Consider the following 12,341-nt stretch of genomic DNA (forward strand, 5'->3'; position numbering starts at 1 on the left):
AGGACGAGGGTACGACACGCCTCCTGGGCCACAGCAGAGCACCGGGCGTTCCGCTGCCGGTCAGCAGCGCGGTCAGTAGCGCCGCTCCTGCTTCTGCTTGCACTCGACGCACAGCGTCGCGCGCGGGAAGGCCTGCATACGCGCCTTGCCGATCGGGTTGCCGCAGTTCTCGCACAGGCCGTAGGTGCCCGCGTCCAGCCGCTCCAGGGCCCGCTCGTCCTGGACGAGCATCTCGCGCGCGTTGGCCGCCAGCGCCATCTCCCCCTCCCGCGTGATGTTCTTCGTACCGGTGTCCGCCTGGTCGTCGCCGGCGCCGTCCCCCGAGTCCCGCATGAGACCCACGAGCGACTGCTCGGACCTCGTGATCTCGGAGCGCAGCCGCAGCACCTCGGACTGCAGCTCGGTGCGCGCCTCCGCCACCTCCTCCGGGGTCCATGGATCCTCACCGGGGCGTACGGCGAGTTCGCCGGGCTCCGCCGCCGCGGCGAGCCGTGCCTTCGGTACCGCGCTGGGCTTCTTCGCCGCCGTGGCCGTGCCAGGAGTCTTCTTCGCAACCACCGTCGTGGCTCCCGTCGTCTTCGCGGCCTCGGCCGCGCCCGCCTTGTTGGCCGTGCTCTTCGTGGAGGTGCGTTTGCCTGCGGCGCTTCTGGAGGCAACGGCTTTCGTTCCGACGGCCTTCTTGGCGACGCCCTTCTTGGCCGCCGCCTTCTTCGCCACCGCCTTGGTGGCAACCGTCTTCGTACCCGCCGTTTCCGTGGCCGCCCTCTTCTTGGCGGCCGTTTCCGAAGCCGCCGTCTTCTCGACCGACGTCTTCTTCGCGGCACTCCTCTTCACCGCGCTCTTCTTCGGAGCGGCCTCCTTGGGGACGGTCTCCTTGGGGACGGCTTCCTTCGCCCTGGCCCGCTTCGCCCCCGCGGCCGAGCCCCTCGCAACCCCTTCCGCCGCCCCTCCCCGGACGCTCTTCTTCGCGTTCACCCCCTTGCCGTTGCCGGAGGCTTCCGCGGTCGCGGATCCGGTGGATCTGCTGGACGCCGACTGCTGTACGGCGGTCTTTTTCGCCACCATGGCCGCGGCCCCTTCACATATTGTGATCTTGCTCGCGAATCGTGCTGGGACGATAAATCGACTTGAGTCCCGCGGCAACGGGGCACGCCGCCCGATTCGCCCACCCCGCCCGTCCCGCGGGGCAAGCCTGCAAGCGTTGTGCCCAGCTCCCCGCCGGGTAATCCGCCGAGCCGGGCGTCCCGGAATGCGGACACCCGACCCTCGCCATTCGGGTGACTCGGAAAACCGGTCGGCCGCTGTCCGTGGGTCGCCGTACACTGGGCGCAGCGAGAAGCGTGGATGGGGACGAGTAGCGGCGTACGCAGCCCAGAGCGACCCGGGGACGGTGGAAGCCCGGGGGCGAGCGCGACGCGAAGATCACCCCGGAGCCGCCGGAAGAAAGCCGCAGCAAGGCGAGCAGGACAGCCAAGGCCAGTAGACCCGGTTTCGCGACCCCAATGAGGGGGCTCATCGGTGGGCACGACGCACCGGGGAGCCAAGGAGGGTGGTACCGCGGGAGTACGCCGTACACGGCGTCCGGAGAATTCCGGCTCTCGTCCCTCCGACGGAAGGCAGAAAGTTCCGCCGGAGGAAGCTCGCTGATGACAACGCCGACGTACCGCCAGGTGCCCGCCCAGGTCGACCTGCCCGCCCTTGAGCACGCCGTGCTCGACTTCTGGCGCGAGCAGAAGATCTTCGCCAAGAGCCTTGAGCAGTCCGAGGGCCGCCCCGAATGGGTGTTCTACGAGGGCCCGCCCACCGCGAACGGCATGCCGGGCGCCCACCACATCGAGGCCCGCGTCTTCAAGGACGTGTTCCCGCGCTTCCGCACGATGCGCGGCTACCACGTGGCCCGCAAGGCCGGCTGGGACTGCCACGGCCTCCCGGTGGAGCTGGCGGTCGAGAAGGAGCTGGGCTTCTCCGGCAAGCAGGACATCGAGGCGTACGGGATCGCCGAGTTCAACGCCAAGTGCCGCGAGTCGGTGACCCGGCACACGGACGCCTTCGAGGCGCTCACGACCCGCATGGGGTACTGGACGGACCTCCAGGACCCCTACCGCACGATGGACCCCGAGTACATCGAGTCGGTCTGGTGGTCCCTGAAGGAGATCTTCAACAAGGGCCTGCTCACCCAGGACCACCGCGTCGCCCCCTGGTGCCCGCGCTGCGGCACGGGCCTGTCGGACCACGAGCTGGCGCAGGGCTACGAGACGGTCGTCGACCCCTCCGTGTACGTCCGTTTCCCGCTCACCTCCGGTCCGCTGGCCGGCGAGGCCGCACTCGTCGTCTGGACGACGACGCCCTGGACGCTGGTCTCCAACACGGCGGTCGCCGCGCACCCGGACGTCACCTACGTGGTGGCGACGAACGGTGAGGAGAAGCTGGTCGTCGCCGAGCCGCTGCTCACCAAGGCGCTCGGCGAGGAGTGGCAGCCCACCGGCCAGACCTTCACCGGTGCCGAGATGGAGCGCTGGTCCTATCAACGACCGTTCGAGCTGGTCGAGTTCCCGGCGGACGTGCCCACCCACTACGTGGTGAACGCGGAGTACGTGACGACCGAGGACGGTACGGGTCTGGTCCACCAGTCCCCCGCTTTCGGTGAGGAAGACCTCAAGGTCTGCCGCGCGTACGGCCTGCCGGTCGTGAACCCCGTCCGCCCGGACGGCACCTTCGAGGCGGACGTCCCCCTCGTAGGCGGTGTCTTCTTCAAGAAGGCGGACGAAAAGCTCACCGAGGACCTCCACGCGCGCGGGCTGCTCTTCAAGCACATCCCGTACGAGCACAGCTACCCGCACTGCTGGCGCTGCCACACCGCGCTCCTCTACTACGCGCAGCCGTCCTGGTACATCCGCACCACCGCCGTCAAGGACCGTCTCCTCCAGGAGAACGAGAAGACCAACTGGTACCCGGACACGGTCAAGCACGGCCGGTACGGCGACTGGCTGAACAACAACATCGACTGGGCGCTCTCCCGCAACCGCTACTGGGGCACCCCGCTCCCGATCTGGCGCTGCGAGGACGACCACCTCACGGTCGTCGGCTCCCGCGCGGAGCTGACGCAGCTCACGGGCACCGACCAGTCGGACCTGGACCCGCACCGCCCGTTCATCGACGAGGTCACGTTCACGTGCCCCCAGGACGGCTGCGGCACGACGGCGACCCGCGTCCCGGAGGTCATCGACGCCTGGTACGACTCGGGTTCGATGCCGTTCGCGCAGTGGGGATACCCGTACCGGAACAAGGAGCTGTTCGAGTCCCGCTACCCGGCGCAGTTCATCAGCGAGGCCATCGACCAGACCCGCGGCTGGTTCTACACACTGATGGCGGTCGGCACCCTGGTCTTCGACAAGTCGTCGTACGAGAACGTGGTCTGCCTCGGCCACATCCTCGCCGAGGACGGCCGCAAGATGTCCAAGCACCTGGGCAACACCCTGGAGCCGATCCCGCTGATGGACCGGCACGGCGCCGACGCCGTCCGCTGGTTCATGGCGGCCGGCGGCTCCCCCTGGGCGGCCCGCCGCGTCGGCCACGGCACCATCCAGGAGGTCGTCCGCAAGACGCTCCTCACCTACTGGAACACGGTCGCCTTCCAGGCCCTGTACGCCCGTACGTCCAACTGGGCGCCCAGCGCGGCGGACCCGGCCCCGGCCGACCGCCCGGTCCTCGACCGCTGGCTGCTGTCCGAACTCCATGCCCTCACCGACCAGGTGACCCAGTCCCTGGAGGCGTACGACACCCAGCGCGCCGGCAAGCTCCTGTCGGCGTTCGTCGACGACCTGTCCAACTGGTACGTACGCCGGTCCCGGCGCCGCTTCTGGCAGGGCGACAAGGCCGCGCTGCGCACCCTGCACGAGGTCGTCGAGACGGTCACGAAGCTGATGGCCCCGCTGACCCCGTTCATCACCGAGCGGGTCTGGCAGGACCTGGTGGTGCCGGTGACCCCGGGCACCCCCGAGTCCGTACACCTGACCTCCTGGCCTGAGGCGGACCTGTCCGCGATCGACCCGGAGCTGTCGCGGCAGATGGTGCTCGTACGGCGGCTGGTGGAGCTGGGCCGGGCCACGCGCGCGGAGTCGGGCGTGAAGACGCGTCAACCGCTGTCCCGCGCGTTGGTCGCGGCGACCGGCTTCGACACCCTGGACCGCGAACTGCACGCGCAGATCACGGAGGAGCTGAACGTGAGTTCCCTCGCGTCCCTCTCCGAGGTGGGCGGCAGCCTGGTCGACACGACCGCCAAGGCCAACTTCCGTGCCCTGGGCAAGCGGTTCGGCAAGCGCGTCCAGGACGTGGCGAAGGCCGTGGCGAACGCGGACGCGGCGGCGCTGTCCCTGGCCCTGCGCGAGGGCACGGCGTCGGTGGAGGTCGACGGCGAGACGGTCACCCTCGCCCCGGACGAGGTCATCATCACGGAGACCCCGCGCGAGGGCTGGTCGGTGGCGTCCGACTCGGGTGCGACGGTCGCCCTCGACCTGGAGATCACGGAGGAGCTGCGTCAGGCGGGCCTCGCCCGTGACGCGATCCGCCTGATCCAGGAGGCCCGCAAGAACAGCGGCCTCGACGTGGCCGACCGCATCGCGCTGCGCTGGACCTCCACGGACCCGGCGGTGACGGCGGCCCTGACCGAGCACTCGGCCCTGATCGCCGACGAGGTCCTCGCCACGGACTTCGCCGGAGGCGAGGCGGACGCCACGTACGGCGCCCCGTTCACGGACGAGGGCCTGTCCCTGACGTTCCGCCTGCGCAAGGCGTAACAGCACACAAGAAGGCCCGGTCCCGCCAGCAGCTTGGCGGGACCGGGCCTTCGGCGTATTAAATCCCCTGCAGTACAGCGCCCCGTAAGGGGCGCGGGGAACTGCGCGACCAGCCCCCACCGGCCCGCAGCAAACGAACCGCGGCAGAGCCACAATCGCGCGGAACGTTACCGTATCGCGATCAGATGACCACTTCGACGCCCTCGCCGGGTGCTTTACCTGACACCCGTTCGGATTCCAGGGCCTGTTGCAGGATGATCACGGCTGCGGCCTGGTCAATGACCGATCTGCCCTTTTTCGATTTCACACCCGAGGCACGCAGTCCCTGACTGGCCGTCACCGTCGTCATCCGCTCGTCCACCAGACGCACCGGGACGGGTGTGATCAGCCGGGCGAACTCCTGGGCGAAGCCACGGACCTTCACCGCGGCGGGGCCCTCGCTCCCCTTGAGGGAGCGAGGGAGGCCGACGACGACCTCGATGGGTTCGTACTCGTCGACGAGTTGCTTCAGCCTGCGGTGAGCTGCGGGAACGTCCCTACCCGGGACCGTCTCCACCGGGGTGGCGAGGATCCCGTCGGGGTCGCACGAGGCGACCCCGATCCGGGCGTCCCCGACATCGATCGCGAGTCGACGGCCGCGGCGCAGGGTGCTTCCGTCGTCGCTCACTTGGCCGTTTCCGCCACAAGGCGCTCGACGGCGTCGACGGCCTCGCCGATGGCGGCCGGGTTCTGGCCACCGCCCTGGGCGACGTCCGGCTTGCCGCCACCGCCACCGCCGAGGGTCTTGGCGGCCGTACGGACCAGGTCGCCGGCCTTGAGACCGCGCTCGCGGGCGGCCTCGTTGGTGGCGATGACCGTCAGCGGCTTGCCGTTCGCCGTGGTGAAGAGGGCGACGACGGCGGCCCGGCCGCCCTGGATACGACCACGCACGTCGAGGACCAGCTTGCGCAGGTCGTCGGCGCTCGTTCCGTCCGGCACCTGACCGGTGACCAGGGCGACACCCTTGACGTCCTTGGCGCCCTGGGCCAGCCCGGCGGCGGCCTGGAGGACCTTCTCGGCGCGGAACTTCTCGATCTCCTTCTCGGCGTCCTTCAGCTTGCCGAGCATGGCGGAGATCTTCTCCGGAAGCTCCTCCGCACGGCCCTTGACCAGCTCCTGGAGCTGGGCGACGACCGTGTGCTCCCGGGCGAGGAAGTTGTAGGCGTCCACGCCGACGAGGGCCTCGATGCGGCGCACGCCCGAGCCGATGGACGACTCGCCGAGCAGCTTGACCAGGCCGAGCTGGGAGGTGTTGTGGACGTGCGTGCCGCCGCACAGCTCCTTGGAGAAGTCGCCGATGGTCACGACGCGAACCCGCTCGCCGTACTTCTCGCCGAACTCGGCGATGGCGCCCTGCTTCTTGGCCTCGTCGAGGCTGAGGATCTCGGCGTGCACGTCCAGGTCGCGGGCGAGCACCTCGTTGATCTGCTGCTCGACGTCGGTCATCACGGCCGTCGGTACGGCGGACGGGGAGCCGAAGTCGAAACGGAACCGGCCGGGCTGGTTCTCGGAACCGGCCTGGGCGGCCGTCGGGCCGAGGGCGTCGCGCAGGGCCTGGTGGGTGAGGTGGGTGGCCGAGTGGGCGCGGGCGATGGCCGTACGGCGGCGCACGTCGATGGCGGCCTGGGCCTTGGCACCGACGGTCACCTCGCCGACCTGGACGACGCCCTTGTGGACGTACACGCCGGGAACGGGCTTCTGGCAGTCGCGGATCTCGATGACGGCACCGGTGTCGATCCTGATGCGCCCGGTGTCGCCGATCTGGCCGCCGCCCTCGGCGTAGAACGGGGTGCGGTCGAGGACGATCTCGACCTCGTCGCCCTCGGTGGCGGCGGGCGACGAGACACCGTCGACGAGGATGCCGACGACCGTCGACTCGCCCTCGGTGCGGTCGTACCCGACGAACTCGGTCTCCCCGGCGGCGTCGGCGATCTCGCGGTAGGCGCCCATGTCGGCGTGGCCGGTCTTCTTGGACTTGGCGTCGGCCTTGGCGCGCTCCCGCTGCTCCTTCATCAGGCGCCGGAAGCCGTCCTCATCCACGGAAAGGCCCTGTTCGGCGGCCATTTCGAGGGTGAGGTCGATCGGGAAGCCCCAGGTGTCGTGGAGCAGGAAGGCCTTGTCGCCGGACAGGACCTTGCCGCCGACGGCCTTGGTCTCCGTGACGGCGGTGTCGAGGATGTTGGTGCCGCCCTTGAGAGCCTTGAGGAAGGCGGCCTCTTCGGCCAGGGCCACGGTCTCGATGCGCTTGCGGTCGCTGACCAGCTCCGGGTACTGCTGGCCCATCATCGCGATCACGACGTCGATGAGGTCCTGCACAACCGGGCCGGTGGCGCCCAGCAGACGCATGTTGCGGATGGCGCGGCGCATGATGCGGCGCAGCACATAGCCGCGGCCCTCGTTGCCGGGCGAGACACCGTCGCCGATGAGCATCACGGACGTACGCATGTGGTCGGTGACCACGCGCAGGGAGACGTCGGAGCCGTGGGCGGCGCCGTACTCGACGCCCGTCAGCTCGGTGGCCTTCCTGATGACGGCCATGGAGGTGTCGATCTCGTACATGTTCTGCACGCCCTGCAGAATCATGGCGAGCCGCTCCATGCCGAGGCCCGTGTCGATGTTCTGGCTCGGCAGGTCGCCGAGGATCTCGAAGTCCTCCTTCGAGGTGCCCTCGCCCCGCTCGTACTGCATGAAGACGAGGTTCCAGATCTCCACGTACCGCTCGTCGTTGACGGCCGGGCCACCCTCGACGCCGAACTCGGGCCCGCGGTCGTAGTTGATCTCGGAACACGGACCGCACGGCCCGGGCACGCCCATGGACCAGTAGTTGTCCTTCTTGCCGAGACGCTGGATGCGCTCCTTCGGGACGCCGACGACCTCGTGCCAGATGCGCTCGGCCTCGTCGTCCTCCAGGTACACGGTGATCCAGAGCTTCTCCGGCTCCAGGCCGTAACCACCCTTGTCCTGGGGGCTGGTGAGCAGCTCCCAGGCGTACTTGATGGCGCCTTCCTTGAAGTAGTCGCCGAAGGAGAAGTTGCCGCACATCTGGAAGAACGTGCCGTGCCGCGTGGTCTTGCCGACCTCTTCGATGTCGGGTGTGCGCACGCACTTCTGCACACTCGTGGCGCGGGCGAACGGCGGCTTGACCTCGCCGAGGAAGTAGGGCTTGAAGGGCACCATGCCGGCGGGGACCAGGAGGAGAGTCGGGTCGTCCGCGATGAGCGACGCCGAAGGGACGACGGTGTGCCCGCGCTCCTCGAAGAAGCTCAGCCAGCGGCGACGAATTTCAGCCGACTCCATCAGTGGTCCTCATTCCGGTTGTACGAGTGCTTCTTGTCCAGCATCCCGTAGTGCTTCTCATCGTGCTTCAGGTTTTCCGGCCCGCGGTCGAGGGCGGCGAGCCGCCGCTGCGCGGGCAGGCCGTGGCCCGGGGGTTCGGCGATCCCGAGGGCCTCGCCCAGCTCGGCCTCGCGCTGGAGCATCCCGGCCCGTACGTCGAGGGCGAAGTCCTTGACCCGGTGTCCGGCCTCGATCGCCTTGTTGGCGGCCTGCGCGGCGAGGTGCTCGGGGGTCAGCTGCCGGAGCTTGCGGTTGACCTTGGTGGTGGCCCACACACCGGCCGCGGCACCCGCGGTGAACCAGAACGTACGGCGGAACATCGCGGGGTTCAGCCCTTCTGCCTGCGTCGCTTGGAGCCCTTCGGGGCCGGGACGGTACGGCCGACGACGACCGTGCGCCGGACCCGCTCGGGCGCGGGCGCCTCGTCGGTCCTGGTGCGGCTCATCGCCCGGCGTACGCCGTATCCGAACGCGGCGACCTTGACGAGCGGGCCGCCGAAGGTCGAGGCGACGGTGGTGGACAGCGCCGACGCGTTGGAGGTGACCTCCTGGACGTCGGTGGCGATGGCGTCGACACGGTCGATCTGCGTCTGCGCGGAGCGCACGGCCTGGGAGGCGTCGGCCAGCAGCGGCACGGCCTGTTCCGTCACCTCCGCCACCAGCTTGGTGGTCGCCCTGAGCGTCTGGGCCAGCCTCACCAGCGCCACGGCGAGGAAGGAGACCAGGATCGCCCAGAAGACGGCCACCAGGATCCCGGCAACCTCTCCACCGGTCACACCGCACCGCTCTCTGCGCTCGTAGATCGACTGTGTTCTGGGGTACGTCACATACGTTCCGGACACTTCGAAAGTCGCTCCGACCCTATCGCGCCGGAGGCGGCCCTCCGTACCCGGATGGGGCCTGTCGGGACGGGGGTTGTGCGCACTCTCGTACCACGGTTGTACGCGCGATCTCCGACCACGGTTGTACGCGAAGGCCCGCCGCTCCCCCGCCGGCGAGGGCGGGGAAACGACGGGCCGAAGGCGCGAAGCCGGTGCTGCCTGGTGCTACAGCCGCTGGATCAGCGGGCGTAGTACTCGACGACGAGCTGCTCGTCGCAGATCACCGGGATCTCCTTGCGGTTCGGCTCGCGGTCCAGGCGGAACGCCAGGGCGCCGAGGTTCACCTGGAGGTAGCGCGGGGTCTCACCGTCGGGGGCGAAGCCACCGGCGCGGGAGACCTCGAACAGCGTCTTGCTGCGGCTGCGCTCGCGGACCATCACGACGTCGTCGGGACGGACACGGAACGAGGGCTTGTCGACCTTCTGGCCGTTGACCTCGATGTGGCCGTGGACGACCATCTGGCGGGCCTGGTAGATCGTGCGGGCGATGCCCGAACGCAGGACCAGCGCGTCGAGGCGACGCTCCAGCTCGATGATCAGGGCCTCACCGGTCTTGCCCTGGACCTTGGAGGCACGCTCGTAGGCGCGGACGAGCTGGCGCTCGGACACGTCGTACTGCGCGCGCAGACGCTGCTTCTCCAGCAGACGGACCTTGTAGTCCGAGTTCTGCTTGCGGCCACGACCGTGCTCACCCGGCGGGTAGGGACGGGCCTCGAAGTACTTGACGGCCTTCGGGGTCAGCGCGATGCCGAGGGCACGCGACTTCTTGACCTTGGGGCGGGACTGGTTCGCCACTTCTTTTCCTTTTCCTTTTCGGCTGCCTCAGGGTTACGGGAGGTCGCATCCGCAGCCGGGGATTCCCGTCTCGTCCACTCGTCGACGAGTGGAGTTGCCGGGCAGCCGTTCCCCTAGTTCTGGGCACATACGTGCAGCACACGAACGGCCCACCGACCGGTCCCGGAACCCCGGGTGGTGGTGGGCTGCCCGCGACACCTACGAAGGTGCGCGACGCTCCTGGATCAGAAGATCCGGCTGGTTGTCCCGCCTGAGGCGCCGACCGAAGCCGGACACGGGACTCAGCACTGCGCAGGATTCTACAGCGTGCTCAGGACCGCTTGCGACCGAGGTGTTTCCTCGTCCACTCGACGGCGTCCGCATACCGGGCCTCGGCTCCGTGCCGGGTCGGTTCGTAGTACCGCCGGTCCTTCAGTTCCTCCGGGGCGTACTGCTGCTCGGCGATGCCTTCCGGCAGGTCGTGCGGGTAGACGTACCCCTGGGCATGCCCCAGCTTGGCCGCGCCCTTGTAGTGCCCGTCGCGCAGATGCATCGGCACGGGTCCCGCATGGCCCTTGCGTACGTCCTCCATGGCGGCGCCGATCGCCATGGTCGCGGCGTTGGACTTGGGGGCCAGGGCGAGGGCGATGGTGGCGTGGCTCAGGGTGAGCGCGGCCTCCGGGAAGCCGATCATGGCGACGGCCTGTGCGGCGGCGACGGCTATCGGGAGGGCGTTGGGGTCGGCGAGGCCGATGTCCTCGCTGGCGGAGATCATCAGGCGGCGGGCGATGAAGCGGGGGTCCTCGCCGGCCTCGATCATGCGCGCGAGGTAGTGCAGGGCCGCGTCGACGTCCGAGCCCCGGATGGACTTGATGAGGGCGCTGGCCACGTCGTAGTGCTGGTCGCCGTCCCGGTCGTACTTCACGGCCGCGCGGTCGACGGTCTCCTCCAGGGTCTGGAGGGTGATCTCCGCGTCGCCCTTGTCCAGGGCAGCCCCGGCGGCGGCCTCCAGGGCGGTCAGCGCGCGGCGGGCGTCGCCACCGGCGATGCGCAGCAGGTGGTTCTCGGAGTCCTCAGGGAGCGTGACCGCGCCCTTGAGACCGCGCTCGTCGCTCAGCGCCCGGCGGAGCAGGCTGCGCAGGTCGTCGTCCGTGAGGGGTTCGAGGGTGAGGAGGAGGGAGCGGGAGAGGAGGGGGGAGATCACCGAGAAGTACGGATTCTCGGTGGTCGCCGCGATCAGGGTCACCCAGCGGTTCTCGACGGCGGGGAGCAGAGAGTCCTGCTGGGCCTTGCTGAAGCGGTGGATCTCGTCGAGGAAGAGGACGGTCTCCTTGCCGAAGCCACCGGTGGCCCGGCGGGCGCCGTCGATGACCGCGCGGACCTCCTTGACGCCCGCAGTGATCGCCGACAGTTCGACGAAGCGCTTGTTGGTGGCCTTCGAGACGACGTACGCGAGCGTCGTCTTTCCGGTGCCCGGCGGCCCCCAGAGGATCACGGACGAGGGCCCGGCCGGTCCGCCGTCGCTCTCACCGACGAGCCTGCGCAGCGGCGAGCCCGGCTTCAGCAGGTGCTGCTGGCCGACGACCTCGTCGAGGACGCGCGGGCGCATCCGCACGGCCAGGGGGCTGCTGGACGGGTCCTTCTCCTGGCGTGCTTCGGCTGCGGCGGTGAACAGATCGGGCTCCACGTCCAAAACCCTATGTCACGCCACTGACAGTGGGACCGGCACTGTCAGCTGGTCCAGAAGTCCCACCAGCGGGTCAGGACCAGCATCCCGATGATGCCGATGTGCAGGACCGGCACGACCCAGGTGAACTCGCCGAAGAAGCTCTTGAGGAACTTCGGCGCGGGAATGAAGCCGTTCCTGACGTTGAACGAGGTCACGTACCAGAACATGATGATCGTCGCGACCCAGGCCAGGGAGCACCACAGGCACAGCGCGTTGATCCGGTACAGGGACTGGAACTGCAGCCAGGTGCAGAACCCGACACCGAAGAGGGTGCCCGCGTTGAAGGTGAGCCAGTACCAGCGGGGGAAGCGGGCGCGACCGAGGAGGCTCATGCCTACGCAGATGACGATGCCGTAGGCGACAAGGCCGAGCATCGGATTCGGAAACCCGAAGGCGGCGGCCTGCTTGCTCTCCATCACGCTGCCGCAGGACACCACGGGGTTGAGGCTGCACCCGGGGGTGAACGTCTTGCCCTCGACCTTGGCTTCGAGCAGCTTGAACTTGTCGATCGTGATGACCCACGCCGCGAGCAGTCCGGCCGCGCCGGTGAGCAACAGCATCACGGCGAACGCGCGGCTGGCGCCCACCGAGCGCGAAGCCTCGGCAGGGGGCTCGGGCTGGTCGGTGGAGACGCCGTCCTTCATCATCGTCTTGGTCATCACGCCGTTCCGTTGCTTCGAGGGGGGCTGGCGGGCACGGTCATTGTGCCGCACGCGGGCGCGTGTCCACCGTTCAGTGGACATAAGGAGGCACCCTTGGTCGTCCCGGAGAGTTCGGGGACTGCGCAA

The 12,341-nt window shown here is 69.2% G+C and carries 9 protein-coding genes; 1 reads left to right on the plus strand and 8 read right to left on the minus strand.

Annotation, left to right across the window (positions count from 1 at the left end; genetic code table 11):
* Positions 1 to 72: 72 nt before the first annotated feature.
* Positions 73 to 1,065 carry a TraR/DksA C4-type zinc finger protein gene (locus ACWDR4_RS28280; RefSeq protein WP_450412912.1) on the minus strand — a complete coding sequence of 331 codons (993 nt, stop codon included), beginning with the start codon at positions 1,063 to 1,065 and terminating at the stop codon, positions 73 to 75.
* Positions 1,066 to 1,646: 581 nt separating this feature from the next.
* On the opposite strand from ACWDR4_RS28280, the gene ileS reads away from it, so the two are divergent.
* Positions 1,647 to 4,796 carry an isoleucine--tRNA ligase gene (gene ileS, locus ACWDR4_RS28285; RefSeq protein WP_450412913.1) on the plus strand — a complete coding sequence of 1,050 codons (3,150 nt, stop codon included), beginning with the start codon at positions 1,647 to 1,649 and terminating at the stop codon, positions 4,794 to 4,796.
* Positions 4,797 to 4,977: 181 nt separating this feature from the next.
* Here ileS and ruvX read toward each other — a convergent pair whose 3' ends face one another.
* The 7 genes from ruvX to ACWDR4_RS28320 all read right to left on the minus strand — a co-directional run bounded on the left by ruvX (position 4,978) and on the right by ACWDR4_RS28320 (position 12,212).
* Entirely contained in the window at positions 4,978 to 5,442 is a 465-nt protein-coding gene (gene ruvX, locus ACWDR4_RS28290) for a Holliday junction resolvase RuvX (protein WP_450412939.1), read from the minus strand.
* A gap of 17 nt (positions 5,443 to 5,459) precedes the next feature.
* Positions 5,460 to 8,132: an alanine--tRNA ligase gene (alaS, locus tag ACWDR4_RS28295; RefSeq protein WP_450412914.1), complete on the minus strand. Its 2,673-nt coding sequence runs from the start codon at positions 8,130 to 8,132 to the stop codon at positions 5,460 to 5,462.
* Complete coding sequence (locus ACWDR4_RS28300; RefSeq protein ID WP_450412915.1) at positions 8,132 to 8,491, minus strand: hypothetical protein; 360 nt, start codon at positions 8,489 to 8,491, stop codon at positions 8,132 to 8,134. The genes alaS and ACWDR4_RS28300 overlap by 1 nt, the downstream gene beginning before the upstream one ends.
* Before the next feature lie 8 nt (positions 8,492 to 8,499).
* Entirely contained in the window at positions 8,500 to 8,946 is a 447-nt protein-coding gene (locus tag ACWDR4_RS28305; protein WP_450412940.1) for a DUF948 domain-containing protein, read from the minus strand.
* A 284-nt stretch (positions 8,947 to 9,230) separates the two neighbouring features.
* Positions 9,231 to 9,845: a 30S ribosomal protein S4 gene (gene rpsD, locus ACWDR4_RS28310; protein WP_153291663.1), complete on the minus strand. Its 615-nt coding sequence runs from the start codon at positions 9,843 to 9,845 to the stop codon at positions 9,231 to 9,233.
* 310 nt (positions 9,846 to 10,155) lie between these two features.
* Positions 10,156 to 11,511, minus strand: a complete 1,356-nt coding sequence (locus ACWDR4_RS28315) for a replication-associated recombination protein A (RefSeq protein ID WP_450412916.1) — start codon at positions 11,509 to 11,511, stop codon at positions 10,156 to 10,158.
* Between the two features lie 44 nt (positions 11,512 to 11,555).
* Complete coding sequence (locus ACWDR4_RS28320; protein WP_450412917.1) at positions 11,556 to 12,212, minus strand: vitamin K epoxide reductase family protein; 657 nt, start codon at positions 12,210 to 12,212, stop codon at positions 11,556 to 11,558.
* Between the last annotated feature and the right edge of the window lie 129 nt (positions 12,213 to 12,341).

This window comes from Streptomyces sp. NPDC000878 (assembly GCF_053599695.1).